Source organism: Klebsiella sp. Ech2A (genome assembly GCF_030078455.1).
Lineage (GTDB): Bacteria > Pseudomonadota > Gammaproteobacteria > Enterobacterales > Enterobacteriaceae > Klebsiella > Klebsiella terrigena.
Map to the genome: position 1 here is coordinate 80,148 of NZ_JAQGFU010000005.1, position 14,639 is coordinate 94,786.

Here is a 14,639-nt window from a genome sequence, read left to right on the forward strand (position 1 = left end):
CGGCGCGTATGCCCGGGCATTTTTTTCGCTTTTTTCTCGCTACATCATCACTTCGCTGTGCCGATCGCGGTACTCCTTCGGCGTGACGTCGTACTCTTTCTTAAACACGGAATAGAAATACTGCAGCGACGGGTAGCCGCACATCTGCGAGATTTCATTAATCGATAGCGTCGTCGAAACCAGCAGGCTGCGCGCCTTCTCCAGCTTCTCGCTGTGAATGACCGTATGAATGGTTTCGCCCACCTCCTCTTTAAAGCGCTTCTCGAGGTTCGATCGCGAGATTCCGACCGCGTCCAGCACCTGCTCAACCTTTATGCCTTTGCAGGCGTGATTGCGGATGTAGTGCATGGCCTGGATAACCGAGGGGTCGGAGAGGGAGCGGTAGTCCGTCGAGCGTCGCTCAATGACGCGCATGGGGGGAACCAGCCTGCGCTGCAGCGGCAGCGCCTCTTTATCCAGCAGGCGGTGCAGCAGCTTTGCCGCCTGATAGCCCATCTGGCGGGTGCCCTGGGCCACCGAGGATAGCGCAACGCGCGACAGGTAGCGGGTAAGCTCTTCGTTATCGATGCCGATGACGCACAGCTTTTCCGGTACCGGAATATGCAGCAGCTCGCAGGCCTGTAAAACGTGGCGCGCGCGGGCGTCGGTAACGGCAATAATCCCCGTTTGCGGCGGCAGCGTTTGCAGCCAGTCCGCCAGGCGATTCTGCGCGTGCTGCCAGTTTTCCGGCGCCGTCTCCAGCCCCTGATAAACCACGCCGCGATACTTCTCTTTTGCCACCAGCTGGCAAAATGCGTGCTCGCGCTCGACGGCCCAGCGCTTGCCGCTGGAGGTCGGCAGCCCGTAAAAGGCGAAACGATGAACCCCTTTCTCTTTCAGATGCAGGAAGGCGCTCTCAACCAGGGCGGCGTTATCGGTGGCGATATAGTGAACCGGCGGGTAATCCTCGGGGCGATAGTAGGAGCCGCCCACGCCGACGATCGGTATCTCGACGCCGGCCAGCAGCTTTTCAATTTCGGGATCGTCATAGTCGGCGATCGCCCCGTCTCCCAGCCACTCTCTGATGTTTTCTATCCTGGCGCGGAAGTCCTCTTCGATAAAAATGTCCCACTCCAGCTGCGACGCCTGTAAATATTCGCCAACGCCTTCCACAACCTGCCGATCGTAGGCCTTGTTGGCGTTGAATAACAGCGTAATACGGTGACGCTTTTCAAACATAATCTCGTTCCCTGGTCTCTCTTGCTGGCCATACAATACCGGCCAATGCCCGAACTATTACAAGCTACTTATGCGTAAATCTGGCGGTAGCGCAAATAATTCGGGCATTCTGTTGTCCAGCGTCTCAGGCGCGCCGCTTGGTAGCGGAATCCATCCACACCGCCAGCAGCAGGATGGCGCCTTTAACGATGTATTGCCAGAAGGTGGCGACGTCCATCATGCTCATTCCGTTATCCAGCGCGGACATGATAAAGGCCCCCATGACCGCGCCGGCCACGCTGCCTACGCCGCCGGCAAGGCTGGTGCCGCCGATAACGCAGGCGGCGATGGCGTCGAGTTCGGCGATGTTACCCGCGGACGGAGAGCCGGCCCCCAGGCGCGAGCTGAGGATCAGCCCGGCAATCGCCACCATCAGGCCGTTGATGGCGAACACCGCCAGTTTGGTTCGTTCTACGCTGATGCCCGACAGGCGAGCGGCCTCAATATTGCCGCCGATGGCGTAAATCCGCCGGCCAAAGGCGGTGCGGGTGGCCATAAACATGCCGGCCAGCAGCAGCGCGGCGAGGATCAGCACCGGCGTAGGGACGCCGCGATAGTCGTTCAGCAGCCAGATTGCGCCGAGAACGAAAACGGCGGTAAGGGTTTGGCGGCCGACGGCAGCGGTTGAGGCGGAGGTGGTTAACCCCAGCGCCTGGCGGCGCAGGCGGCCGCGCCACTGCCAGATAATAAAGGCGGCCATGCCGACAACGCCGATACCGAAGCCAATGCCGTCAGGCAGGTAGCTCTGGCCGATTTGCGACATTGCCGGGCTGGTCGGGGAGACCGTGGTGCCGTTGGTGATACCGATCAGAATCCCGCGGAATGCCAGCATGCCGGCAAGGGTGACGATAAACGAGGGCACCTTGCGATAGGCGACCCACCACCCGTTCCAGGCGCCCAGCAGCAGCCCCATCGCCAGCGTCACCACGATGGTGAGCGGCAGCGGCCAGCCGAGCCAGACGTCGAAGATGGCCGCCGCGCCGCCGAGAAGCCCCATCATTGAGCCGACGGAGAGGTCAATCTCGGCGGAGATAATCACGAAGACCATCCCCACCGCGAGGATCCCGGTAATGGCCGTCTGCCGCAGCAGGTTAGAAATATTGCGCGCGCTTAGGTAGGCGCCGTCGGTAACCCAGGTAAAGAACAGCATGATGACCACGATGGCGGCGATCATGACGAAAACCTGAAGATTCAGGCTCTTTAATCCGGGCAGGGCGGCGGAGGCTGATGGGGCCAGTTTTATCTCAGACGGCGTGTTTTTCGACATGGTGTTCGCTCCTCAGTGCGGCTTCCATTACCTTTTCCTGGGTCAGACCCTGGTTGATTAAGTTGGCTTTCAGTTTGCCTTCGTGCATGACCAGCACCCGATCGCTGAGCCCGAGCACCTCCGGAAGCTCCGACGAGATAACGATCACGGCGATCCCCTGCTGCACCAGCTGGTTAATCAGCTTGTAGATTTCGTATTTCGCGCCGATATCAATGCCGCGGGTGGGCTCATCAAGGATTAAAATGCGCGGGTTCAGCAGCAGGCAGCGGGCGAGGATCGCCTTCTGCTGATTGCCGCCGCTGAGCCGGCCGATGGCCAGATCCGGCGATGAGGTTTTGATTTTGAGGCGCTGGATAGACTGCTGAATGCACAGCTGCTCCCCGGCGTCATCGAGGCTGCTTAGCGGGCCGCTAAACTGGTCCAGCGCGGCCAGGGTGATGTTCTTGCCGACCGCCATCACCGGCACGATGCCGTCTTTTTTACGATCCTCCGGCACCATGGCGATACCCTGAGCAATCGCCTGCTGGCAGTGATGAATCGCCACCGGCTGGCCGTCGATAGAGATTTTTCCCTCCCAGCGGCCCGGCCAGACGCCAAACAGGCACTGGACGGCCTCGGTACGCCCGGCGCCGACCAGTCCGGCAATGCCGAGGATTTCACCGCGATGCAGCGAAAAGGAGATATCGTTTACGCGTTTAATGTGGCGATTGACCGGATGCCAGGCGGTTAAATTCTCGACGCGCAAAATCTCGTCGCCGCGGGTATGCGGCTCGCTGGGGTAAAGGGCGGTCAGCTCGCGGCCGACCATCATGGTAATCACATCATCTTCGTTCATGCCGCTGGCGTCGCGGGTACCAATATGCTGGCCGTCGCGGATCACGCAGATGGTGTCGGAGATCGCTTTGACTTCGTTGAGCTTGTGGGAGATGTAAATGCAGGCGATGCCGTGATTTTGCAGATCGCGAATAATGTTCAGCAGGATTGCCGTTTCCTGTTCGGTTAATGAAGCGGTGGGCTCATCGAGAATCAATAAGCGCACCTGCTTGTTGAGCGCTTTGGCAATTTCAACCAGCTGCTGCTGGCCAAGACCTAAATCCCCGACGCGCGTATCGGGTGATATCGCCAAATTGACCTGAGCCAGCAGCTTCTGGCAGCGTAGGGTCATGGTTTCATAGTCCAGCAGGCCGTGGCGGGAAATTTCAGCGCCGAGGAAAATATTCTCCAGCACCGTAAGATGTTTTACTAGCGCGAGCTCCTGATGAATGATGGCGATGCCCTTACGCTCGGTATCGCGAATATGGGCGGCCTGCAGGGTTTCGCCAGAGAAAATAATCTCGCCCTCATAGCTACCGTGCGGATAAATGCCGCACAGCACCTTCATCAGGGTGGATTTTCCGGAACCATTTTCGCCACACAATGAGACAACTTCCCCGGCGTTAAGCCGCAGGCTGACATTATCAACGGCCTTCACCGCGCCGAAAGATTTGGTAATGTTCTTCATTTCAAGTAACCAGGACATAGATGCTCCGCATAAGCGATATCCGGCTGGACGAGAATAACGCCCCGGTTAAGGGGCGTCGGGGGTTACAGTTCGCTCTTTTTGTGGAAACCGTCTTTAATCACCGTTTGGTCGATATTGTCTTTATTCACTTCAATTGGCGTCAGCAGACGCGACGGGACCTCTTTCAGGCCGTTGTTTAAGGTGGTGTCAGCGTGCGGCGCCTTATCGTTACCGAGCTCAACGGCAATTTCTGCCGCGGTGGTGGCAAGCGTCACGATGGGCTTATAAACCGTCATCGTCTGGGTACCAGAGATAATGCGCTTCACTCCGGCGAGGTCGGCGTCCTGACCCGAGATCGCCACTTTCCCCGCCAGCCCCTGGGCGCTTAACGCCTGGATCGCCCCGCCGGCGGTGGCGTCGTTTGAGGCCACGACCGCATCAATTTTGTTATTGTTGGCGGTCAGCGCGTTCTCCATTATTTTTAAAGCGTTTTCCGGCAGCCAGCCGTCGACCCACTGATCGCCGACAATTTTGATTTTGCCCTGATCGATATAGGGCTTGAGCACCTTCATTTGTCCGGCGCGGAAGAGCTTGGCGTTATTATCAACAGGCGAGCCGCCCATCAGGAAATAGTTTCCCTGGGGCACTTTATCGACCAGGCTTTTGGCCTGCATTTCACCGACTTTTTCGTTATCGAACGAAATATAGAAATCAATATCTGCGTTATTAATCATACGGTCATAGGCGAGAACTTTGATTCCCTCCTGCTTTGCTTCTTTAATCACGTTACTTAAAACCTGACCGTTGTAAGGAATAATGACAAGAACATCAACGCCGCGATTTATCATATTTTCAATTTGCGACATTTGCGTTTCTTCATTGCCGTTGGCAGACTGGACAAATACTTTCGCACCTAATGATTCAGCCTTGTTGACAAAAATATCGCGATCTTTCTGCCAGCGCTCCAGTCGCAGATCGTCAATGGCCATACCAATTTTAACTTCTTTAGCAATACCCGCCATGCTGGTCAGAATGAGTGAAGCGCAGAGCGTGAGGCAAAGGTTCTTTATCTTCATAATAATAATACCTTTTTGTAAAGTGCAGGATAAAACGAGCGGTAAAAGCAGACGGCCTGATACGCTGAAGATTCTTAACGGGGAAATGGGTGCTGGCAATTACCTGTGCTTATTTTGGCGTTATGAAATTTAGTTTATTTGCTGATTTATGACCGCGATCTTATTTTAATCTTTAGGGCCTCAGGGATTGTGCCGATCTTTCATTGGGATAGGACATAAATAGCGAATTAGTCGGTTATTTTTGCGATCTGGCGCACGTTTGCGGATTCTCTCAACGGCGGTGTGAAATAACGTAATTGAGGAAAGTAAAACAGCAATTCTATATTGGCTTATGAATTATTACCCGCCGCATCCCTGAATATGGAGTTCATTATGCAGACCTATTTCGATCAACTCGATCGCGTTCGTTATGAAGGCACTCAATCCACTAACCCGCTGGCTTTCCGTCACTATAATCCGGATGAGCTGGTGCTGGGTAAACGCATGGAAGAACACCTGCGGTTTGCGGCCTGCTACTGGCACACGTTCTGCTGGAACGGAGCCGATATGTTTGGCGTCGGTTCCTTCAACCGTCCGTGGCAGCAGCCGGGCGACGCCCTCGAAATGGCAAAACGTAAAGCCGACGTCGCCTTTGAGTTTTTCCACAAGCTGAACGTCCCGTACTACTGCTTCCACGACGTTGACGTCTCCCCGGAAGGCGCGTCGCTGAAGGAGTATCTCAACAATTTCGCACAGATGGTCGATGTGCTGGCGGCAAAACAGGAGCACAGCGGCGTGAAGCTGCTGTGGGGTACCGCGAACTGCTTTACTAACCCGCGCTACGGCGCAGGCGCGGCAACCAACCCGGATCCGGAAGTGTTCAGCTGGGCGGCGACGCAGGTCGTGACCGCCATGGACGCCACCCACAAGCTGGGCGGGGAAAACTACGTCCTGTGGGGCGGCCGCGAAGGGTATGAAACGCTGCTCAATACCGACCTGCGCCAGGAGCGCGAGCAGATTGGCCGGTTTATGCAGCTGGTGGTTGAGCACAAACATAAAATTGGCTTCCAGGGGACGCTGCTGATTGAGCCGAAGCCGCAGGAGCCGACCAAGCATCAGTACGACTACGACGCCTCCACCGTCTACGGCTTCCTCAAGCAGTTCGGCCTGGAAAAAGAGATTAAGCTGAATATTGAAGCGAACCATGCGACGCTGGCAGGCCACAGCTTCCACCACGAGATCGCCACCGCCATCGCGCTGGGCCTGTTTGGCTCCGTCGATGCCAACCGCGGCGACCCGCAGCTGGGCTGGGATACCGATCAGTTCCCAAATAGCGTGGAAGAAAACGCCCTGGTGATGTATGAAATTCTCAAGGCCGGCGGTTTCACTACCGGCGGGCTGAATTTCGATGCCAAAGTGCGTCGTCAAAGCACCGACAAGTACGATCTGTTCTATGGTCATATTGGGGCGATGGATACGATGGCCTTGTCGCTGAAGGTGGCGGCGCGCATGATTGAAGACGGCGAGCTGGATAAGCGCGTAGCAAAACGCTATGCCGGCTGGAACGGCGATCTGGGCCAGCAAATCCTCAAGGGGCAGATGACGTTGACGGAAATTGCTCAGCATGCCGCGCAGCATAATCTGGCACCGCAGCATCAAAGCGGACACCAGGAGCAGCTCGAAAATCTGGTGAATCACTATCTTTTTGATAAGTGATGACAATGCCCGGCGCGTCCGGGCATAGGCTATTTAGCACGCTTTTCGCGCCACGCTCAGCCGTGGCGCGCTGTTCAGGAGAGTCGGTATGTACATCGGGATTGATTTAGGTACCTCGGGCGTGAAGGCCATTTTGCTCAATGAGCAGGGTGAGGTACTGGCTTCGCACACGGAAAAGCTCAGCGTATCGCGCCCGCACCCCTTATGGTCCGAACAAGATCCCGAGCACTGGTGGCAGGCAACGGATAGCGCGATCAAAGCGCTGGGAGAGCAGCACTCCCTGCGCGACGTGAAGGCTATCGGTATCGCCGGGCAGATGCATGGCGCCACGCTGCTGGACAAGCAGCAGCGGGTGCTGCGCCCGGCCATTTTATGGAACGACGGGCGCTGCGGCGAAGAGTGCGCCCTGCTGGAAGAGCGGGTCGGGCGGTCGCGGCAGATCACCGGCAACCTGATGATGCCCGGCTTTACGGCGCCGAAGCTGCTGTGGGTTAAGCGACACGAGCCGGACGTCTTCAGCCAGGTTGATAAGGTCCTGCTGCCGAAAGACTATTTACGCCTGCGCATGACCGGCGAGTTCGCCAGCGATATGTCTGACGCTGCCGGGACGATGTGGATGGACGTGGCAAAGCGCGACTGGAGCGACGAGATGCTCGCCGCCTGCGGCCTGAGCCGCGATCACATGCCCGCGCTATTTGAAGGCAGCGAGGTGACGGGAGCGCTGCGACCGGGTCTCGCCGCGGCGTGGAATATGCCGCAGGCGCTGGTGGTGGCCGGCGGCGGGGATAATGCCGCCGGTGCCGTTGGCGTGGGCATGGCGGACGCCGGGCAGGCGATGCTATCGCTGGGGACCTCCGGCGTTTACTTTGCCGTCAGCGAGGGTTTTCTCAGCAAACCCGAAAGCGCGGTGCACAGCTTTTGCCACGCGCTTCCCGGGCGCTGGCATTTGATGTCGGTCATGCTCAGCGCGGCATCCTGCCTCGACTGGGCGGCCAGGCTGACCGGCCTGGGTACGGTTCCGGCGCTGATCGGCGCCGCCGAGTCCGCCGATGAGCGCGCGGGCCCGGTGTGGTTTCTGCCGTATCTTTCCGGCGAGCGTACGCCGCATAACAACCCGCAGGCGAAGGGCGTCTTTTTCGGCCTGACGCATCAGCATGGCCCGGCGGAGCTGGCGCGCGCGGTGCTGGAAGGGGTGGGATATGCGCTGGCGGACGGTATGGATGCGGTCCACGCCTGCGGCATCAGGCCCGAGAGCATTACCCTGATTGGCGGCGGCGCGCGCAGCCCCTGGTGGCGGCAGATGCTGGCTGACATCAGCGGACAGCAGCTGGATTACCGCACCGGCGGCGACGTTGGGCCGGCGCTGGGCGCCGCGAGACTCGCGCAGCTGGCGCTGCATCAAGGGGAGTCCTGGGCGGACCTGCTGCCCCAGCTGCCGCTTGAGCAGGCTCATCGTCCGAATAGCGAACGCGTCGCGCTCTATGCTCCGCGTCGCGAAACCTTCCGCCAGATTTATCAGCAGCTTCTCCCGCTGATGTCGTAGCGGCGAAAGCGGATTTTAGCGCTGCGTTAACTCACCAGCCGACGAGTATCGATGCGCTGCATCAGCGCCGACAGCAGCAGACTGCCCAGCAGGGCGGCGCTAAAGATCCACAGAATATCCAGCAGCGGCCAGCGGGTGAGCTCCAGACCGCTGGCCCGCAGCGCGTGGATAATCAGCGCATGAAAGCCGTAGATCCCCAGAGAGTGGCGGGCGATGAGTGCCAGAACGGGGATCTGACGCGCGTTGAGGGTGTTTTTCGCCAGCGTCAGCAGGGCTACCGCGCAGACAAACACCGCCGGACCGCAGTATAAATACCAGGTATCGCCGAAGTCGCCGCGCCACTTAAGCTCATGCAGCGTTCCGCGTGATATCACCCAGACGGCGCCGGCAAACAGCGCGGCACACAGCAGAGTCAGCCATTTTTTATCCGTCTCCATCATGCCAATCGCCCGGCCAAGCACGCCGTACAGCACGTAGTAAAAGGCATCGCCGCTGATATAGAGATTGAGCGGCAGCCATTCGATACCGCCCGCTTTTACGCTGACCATATTGGGGTTAGCGAGAATGCCGATGACCAGCATCAGCGCCAGCAGCATCTTGCCGCTGACCTGCCTAACCTGAATAAGCGGCGAGAGCAGGTAGATGACGATAATCGCGAAGAAAAACCACAGGTGATAGAACACCGGCTTTTGCAGCAGGTTTCTTAGCGAGAGCTCGACGTTGATATGGGTAAACAGGGAGATGTAGAGCAGCGAGACGGCGCTGTAAAACAGCACGCACAGCACGATGCGCAGAAAGTGCCGCGGCTGGGCGCTGCGTTCGCCAAAAAACAGGTACCCAGACATCATGAAGAAGAGCGGGACGCTGACGCGAGAGGCGGAGTTGAGCAGGTTGGCCATATCCCATTCCACCAGGCTGATGGAATGGGGATGGGTGATGTACCAGGTGGTGCTGTGGATCATCACTACCATCATGCATGCGATACCGCGCAAACTCGTAATCCAGTTTATTTTTTCCTGCATCAGTACCTCAGTGGTTCCTTCTTAAACAGGGTCTGACTTCCCTGATAGCGCGGTGTCGCAATGGAATATTCTGAGTTTGCCGCCGCGTGCTTGTAGAGATGTGGAGAGATTCGCACAATGTCCGGGTGATTTCACGTAATCTGAACGATAACAATTTGCTAACAAGGCGGTCGAGGAAAATGGTGATGAAATGTTTCTTTTCTGGACTGCTGCTGCTTGTGCTCGCCGGCTGCAGCCAGACGCCCTCCCAGCCGCCACAAAAAGCGCAAAGAGCGCGGATTACGCCGCAAATTACCCTGAATATGGAACAGCTGTGTAAGGATCAGGCGGCAAGACGCTACAGTACCGGGGCCAGGCTGGTTGACGTCAGCCACTTTGAACAGTTCCAGGGAAGCTATGAGCTGTCGGGGCATACCGAGCAGAATGAGCGCTTTATCTGTTCTTTCGATCCAGACGGGCAGTTTTTACATCTTTCTATGCGCTAAATGCCCCGCGGCTGCCGCATGATGGCGTTAATTTCCCCAATTTTGCTTAAACAACGCCGTTTCGTACTGTATATCTCGCAGCCAGCGGGTATACTGATCCCTTCCTTTAAATCCACACGTATCCAGCACGAAATAATATGCAAAAGTTTGATACCAGGACCTTCCAGGGCCTGATCCTGACCTTACAGGATTACTGGGCTCGTCAGGGCTGCACCATTGTTCAACCACTGGACATGGAAGTTGGCGCCGGCACCTCCCACCCAATGACCTGCCTGCGCGCGCTGGGGCCAGAGCCGATGGCGACTGCCTACGTGCAGCCTTCGCGTCGTCCAACCGACGGCCGCTATGGCGAAAACCCGAACCGCCTGCAGCACTACTATCAGTTCCAGGTGGTCATTAAGCCATCGCCGGACAACATCCAGGAGCTGTACCTCGGGTCTCTGAAAGAGCTGGGTATGGATCCAACAATTCATGATATCCGCTTCGTGGAAGACAACTGGGAAAACCCAACGCTGGGTGCCTGGGGTCTGGGCTGGGAAGTGTGGCTGAACGGTATGGAAGTGACGCAGTTCACCTACTTCCAGCAGGTGGGTGGTATGGAATGTAAGCCGGTCACCGGCGAGATCACCTACGGTCTGGAGCGCCTGGCGATGTACATTCAGGGCGTAGACAGCGTTTACGACCTGGTCTGGAGCGACGGCCCGCTGGGGAAAACCACCTACGGCGACGTGTTCCATCAGAACGAAGTCGAGCAATCCACCTATAACTTTGAATACGCCGACGTGGACTTCCTGTTCTCCTGCTTTGAGCAGTATGAGAAAGAAGCGCAGCAGCTGCTGGCGCTGGAAAATCCGCTGCCGCTGCCCGCCTACGAGCGCATTCTGAAGGCCGCCCATAGCTTCAACCTGCTGGATGCGCGTAAAGCCATCTCCGTCACCGAGCGTCAGCGCTATATTCTGCGCATCCGCACCCTGACGAAAGCGGTGGCAGAAGCTTACTACGCTTCCCGTGAGGCCCTTGGCTTCCCGATGTGCAACAAAAACAAATAAGAGGCGGCCATGTCTGAGAAAACTTTCCTGGTGGAGATCGGCACCGAAGAGCTGCCACCAAAAGCCCTGCGCAGCCTGGCTGAGTCTTTTGCTGCGAACTTTACCGCGGAGCTGGACAGCGCTGGCCTCGCCCACGGCACCGTTGAGTGGTTTGCCGCCCCGCGTCGTCTGGCGCTGAAGGTGGCTAATCTGGCCGCTTCCCAGCCGGATCGCGAAATCGAAAAACGCGGCCCGGCGATTTCTGCGGCGTTTGACGCAGAAGGTAAACCGAGCAAAGCGGCCGAAGGCTGGGCGCGCGGCTGCGGTATCACCGTCGAGCAGGCCGAGCGTCTGGCGACCGATAAAGGCGAATGGCTGCTGTATCGCGCCCATGTGAAAGGCGAAAGCGCGGAAGCGCTGCTGCCGAACATGGTCTCGACCTCCCTCGGCAAGCTGCCTATCCCTAAACTGATGCGCTGGGGCGCGTCGGACGTGCAGTTCGTGCGTCCGGTTCACACCGTGACCCTGCTGCTCGGCGACAAAGTCGTGCCGGCGACCATTCTCGGCATCGACTCCGATCGCGTGATCCGCGGCCATCGCTTTATGGGCGAGCCGGAGTTCACCATCGATAGCGCCGACCAGTATCCACAGATCCTGCTGGAGCGCGGTAAAGTCATTGCTGACTACGAAACGCGTAAAGCCACCATTAAAGCCGACGCCGAAGCCGCAGCGCGCAAAATCGGCGGCAACGCTGACCTGAGCGAAAGCCTGTTGGAAGAGGTGACCTCGCTGGTGGAGTGGCCGGTGGTGCTGACGGCGAAATTCGAAGAAAAATTCCTCGCGGTACCGTCTGAAGCGCTGGTGTACACCATGAAAGGCGATCAGAAGTACTTCCCGGTCTACGCGGAAGACGGCAAACTGCTGCCGAACTTCATCTTCGTCGCCAACATCGAATCCAAAGATCCCATCCAGATTATCTCCGGTAACGAGAAAGTGGTTCGCCCACGCCTGGCGGATGCGGAGTTCTTCTTCAACACCGACCGTAAAAAGCGCCTGGAAGACCACCTGCCGCGTCTGCAGACCGTCCTGTTCCAGCAGCAGCTGGGCACCCTGCGCGATAAAACCGACCGTATTCAGGCCCTTGCCGGCTGGATTGCCGGTCAGATTGGCGCGGACGTCAACCACGCGACCCGCGCGGGCCTGCTGTCGAAGTGCGACCTGATGACCAATATGGTCTTCGAGTTCACCGATACTCAGGGCGTCATGGGCATGCACTACGCGCGCCATGATGGCGAAGCGGAAGACGTTGCCGTGGCGCTGAACGAGCAGTATCAGCCGCGTTTTGCCGGTGACGATCTGCCGTCTAACCCGGTTGCCTGTGCGGTGGCGATTGCCGATAAGATGGATACGCTTGCCGGTATCTTCGGCATTGGTCAGCATCCGAAAGGGGACAAAGACCCGTTCGCACTGCGCCGCGCCGCGCTGGGCGTACTGCGCATCATCGTTGAGAAGAACCTGAATCTGGATCTGCAGACTCTTACCGAAGAAGCGGTGCATCTGTATGGCGACAAGCTGACCAACGCCAGGGTTGTTGATGACGTCATCGACTTTATGCTCGGTCGCTTCCGTGCCTGGTACCAGGACGAAGGCTACGGCGTTGATACCATCCAGGCGGTACTGGCTCGTCGCCCGACCCGTCCGGCTGATTTCGATGCGCGCATGAAGGCGGTTTCGCACTTCCGTACGCTGGAAGAGTCCTCGGCGCTGGCGGCAGCCAACAAGCGCGTCTCCAACATCCTCGCAAAATCTGAAGAGACGCTGAACGATGCCGTTCACGCCTCCGTGCTGAAAGAAGCCGCAGAGATCAAGCTGGCGACCCATCTGGTCGTGCTGCGCGATAAGCTGCAGCCGTTCTTCGCCGAAGGCCGCTACCAGGAAGCGCTGATCGAGCTGGCCTCCCTGCGTGAACCGGTGGATGAGTTCTTTGAGAACGTGATGGTCAACGCCGAAGATCGGGACGTGCGTATCAACCGCCTGACGCTGCTGTCCAAACTGCGCGAGCTTTTCCTGCAGGTAGCGGACATTTCTCTGCTGCAGTAAGCGCCTTTTGGCAACAAAAAAACCTGCCTTCTGGCAGGTTTTTTTATGGCGCGAAGATGCTCATGGCGCCATCTGCTCGCCTACAGGCTGGCCCTTAACTACTCCAGGTTGCCTGCCGTCAGGCTCTCTTTATCGAAAGCGTGGCTGACGTTAATGCGGTTTTGATGCATCGACGTATCGATGCTGGAGCCCGCTTCTGGCGCTACGGCATGACGCTCTGCTGCCATGACGCCGGTTGATAGTGAGACTGCCAGAAACAGGGCGGTCATCACGCTGATATTTTTCATTTTAGATTCCTTTTCATCGTGCTGTCGTTGTCGCCTGTATGCTTGATTCCGGCGGCCGGCACTCTCTAAACGCGCCATCAATGCGATTTATTTGGTCAGTTCTGCGGTCATATGAACGCGGTTGTTGAACTGGGCGCTGGTAATTTTGTAGGACGCACCCTGCTCAGCGGCCTGGGCGGCAATTTTAGCTTCTGCACGGTCCAGGGTGGAGGCGGTAGTGCTGATGCTCTGAGCAAATGCGCCGAAGGACATCAGAGAAAGTGCGGTAACTGCAACGAAAGTTTTGATAGATTTCATGGTCGTATTCCTGAGGTTGTTTGTCTGTAATAGGGCGTTGTGCCCTGATGTGATAAATAATAGGCCGATCGTCGGGTGATTAAAATCGGAACAATTTGCGCATCTTGTTCAAAAAAATAGAATAAAATTTGATCGATGAATCCCGGACGCTCATCGTTATGACCGGTGATAAATACGTCCGTCAGTTGGCCCATCGGCGCGGCTGCTTTTGCCCCATACCGGCGCGGGCGCTGAAAAAATAATCTTGAAATGTGGGGTGCGGTGTGGCTATTCTGTGTCCCGACGAATCCCTCGTCTTACTGAGAGCACACTGAAAATGGATAACCACGCCTGCTGAATTCACTCCTTGCCAACACCATGTGCGGCAGGGGAAGTATCGATTTCATTCAGGAGTGCTTATGGTCCATTGTGCCCAATCCCCCGCTTTTATTTTGCATCAGCTCACCTGTCAGTTTGCGACGGGAGACATGCTGTTTGGCCCGCTAAATTTATCGTTAGAGACGTCGTTCTGCGGTCTGGTCGGCCGTAATGGCGTCGGCAAAACTCGCCTGCTTCGGCTGCTGGCGGGCGTCGACTCTCCTTCCGGCGGACATATCGAACGCTGTACCTCGCTGGCCTATGTTGCCCAACATCCGGCAATTGCTTCCAGCACGACCCTGGCCGATCTGCTGGGCTATGAAGCCATCTTCTCTGCTCTTCTGCGGCTTGAGCGCGGGGAAGGATTCGCTGACGACGTCGAGAGCCTGGAGGGTTTCTGGGATCTGCGCGAGCGTCTGAGCGCGGCGTTCGCCGATGCCGGCCTGCCGGCGTTTTCTCCCGAGCGTCTCGCCTCATCGCTGAGCGGCGGCGAGCGGGTGAAAGCGCTGCTGTGCGGGGCCTTTCTCTCAGGCGCGGACTATTTGCTGCTGGACGAGCCGAGCAATCACCTCGACCGGCAGGGCCGCGAATGGTTGTATCGGCAGCTGGAGCGCTGGCGCGGCGGGGGAATTATCGCCAGCCACGATCGTGAACTGCTGGCGCGAATGCCGCGTATCCTTGAGCTCACGCCGACGGCGCTGCGAAGCTATGGCGGGAACTACGC

The 14,639-nt window shown here is 57.6% G+C and carries 14 protein-coding genes; 6 read left to right on the forward strand and 8 right to left on the reverse strand.

The annotated features are described in order from the left end of the window. Positions 1-39 precede the first annotated feature (39 nt). The 4 genes from xylR to xylF form a co-directional block, all read right to left on the reverse strand. A complete protein-coding gene (gene xylR / locus PFH44_RS02680; RefSeq protein ID WP_045853891.1) occupies positions 40-1,218 on the reverse strand; it encodes a D-xylose utilization transcriptional activator XylR in 1,179 nt (392 codons plus the stop codon). Between the two features lie 124 nt (positions 1,219-1,342). Beyond that, entirely contained in the window at positions 1,343-2,524 is a 1,182-nt protein-coding gene (gene xylH / locus PFH44_RS02685) for a xylose ABC transporter permease XylH (RefSeq protein WP_045853892.1), read from the reverse strand. Continuing rightward, complete coding sequence (locus tag PFH44_RS02690; protein WP_045853893.1) at positions 2,502-4,043, reverse strand: xylose ABC transporter ATP-binding protein; 1,542 nt, start codon at positions 4,041-4,043, stop codon at positions 2,502-2,504. Before PFH44_RS02690 ends, xylH begins: the two co-directional genes overlap by 23 nt. Positions 4,044-4,108: 65 nt before the next feature. After that, entirely contained in the window at positions 4,109-5,101 is a 993-nt protein-coding gene (xylF, locus tag PFH44_RS02695; protein WP_045853894.1) for a D-xylose ABC transporter substrate-binding protein, read from the reverse strand. A gap of 372 nt (positions 5,102-5,473) precedes the next feature. Between xylF and xylA the strand changes: the two genes are divergently transcribed. Both xylA and xylB read left to right on the forward strand, forming a co-directional pair. Continuing rightward, a complete protein-coding gene (gene xylA, locus PFH44_RS02700) occupies positions 5,474-6,796 on the forward strand; it encodes a xylose isomerase (protein ID WP_045853895.1) in 1,323 nt (440 codons plus the stop codon). A gap of 88 nt (positions 6,797-6,884) precedes the next feature. Continuing rightward, entirely contained in the window at positions 6,885-8,339 is a 1,455-nt protein-coding gene (gene xylB / locus PFH44_RS02705) for a xylulokinase (protein WP_045853896.1), read from the forward strand. A gap of 26 nt (positions 8,340-8,365) precedes the next feature. Here xylB and PFH44_RS02710 read toward each other — a convergent pair whose 3' ends face one another. Next, the gene (locus PFH44_RS02710) at positions 8,366-9,361 is read right to left on the reverse strand and encodes an acyltransferase (protein WP_283824224.1); all 996 of its coding nucleotides are present in this window, start codon (positions 9,359-9,361) and stop codon (positions 8,366-8,368) included. Between the two features lie 179 nt (positions 9,362-9,540). Here PFH44_RS02710 and PFH44_RS02715 point away from each other — a divergent pair, with 179 nt between their 5' ends. From PFH44_RS02715 to glyS, 3 genes are all read left to right on the forward strand, one after another. Next, positions 9,541-9,846: a YsaB family lipoprotein gene (locus PFH44_RS02715; RefSeq protein ID WP_045853898.1), complete on the forward strand. Its 306-nt coding sequence runs from the start codon at positions 9,541-9,543 to the stop codon at positions 9,844-9,846. A gap of 137 nt (positions 9,847-9,983) precedes the next feature. Further along, entirely contained in the window at positions 9,984-10,895 is a 912-nt protein-coding gene (gene glyQ, locus PFH44_RS02720) for a glycine--tRNA ligase subunit alpha (RefSeq protein ID WP_041143161.1), read from the forward strand. A 9-nt stretch (positions 10,896-10,904) separates the two neighbouring features. Continuing rightward, a complete protein-coding gene (gene glyS / locus PFH44_RS02725) occupies positions 10,905-12,974 on the forward strand; it encodes a glycine--tRNA ligase subunit beta (protein ID WP_045853899.1) in 2,070 nt (689 codons plus the stop codon). 98 nt (positions 12,975-13,072) lie between these two features. Here glyS and PFH44_RS02730 read toward each other — a convergent pair whose 3' ends face one another. From PFH44_RS02730 to PFH44_RS02740, 3 genes are all read right to left on the reverse strand, one after another. Further along, complete coding sequence (locus PFH44_RS02730) at positions 13,073-13,261, reverse strand: hypothetical protein (protein ID WP_283824225.1); 189 nt, start codon at positions 13,259-13,261, stop codon at positions 13,073-13,075. Positions 13,262-13,348: 87 nt separating this feature from the next. After that, a complete protein-coding gene (locus PFH44_RS02735; protein ID WP_041143158.1) occupies positions 13,349-13,558 on the reverse strand; it encodes a YdgH/BhsA/McbA-like domain containing protein in 210 nt (69 codons plus the stop codon). Next, positions 13,555-13,752, reverse strand: coding sequence for a hypothetical protein (locus tag PFH44_RS02740; RefSeq protein ID WP_283824226.1), 198 nt, complete (start codon positions 13,750-13,752; stop codon positions 13,555-13,557). The genes PFH44_RS02735 and PFH44_RS02740 overlap by 4 nt, the downstream gene beginning before the upstream one ends. A gap of 204 nt (positions 13,753-13,956) precedes the next feature. Here PFH44_RS02740 and PFH44_RS02745 point away from each other — a divergent pair. Continuing rightward, positions 13,957-14,639, forward strand: a 683-nt coding sequence (locus tag PFH44_RS02745) for an ATP-binding cassette domain-containing protein (RefSeq protein WP_283824227.1), incomplete at its 3' end; no start/stop codon positions are given.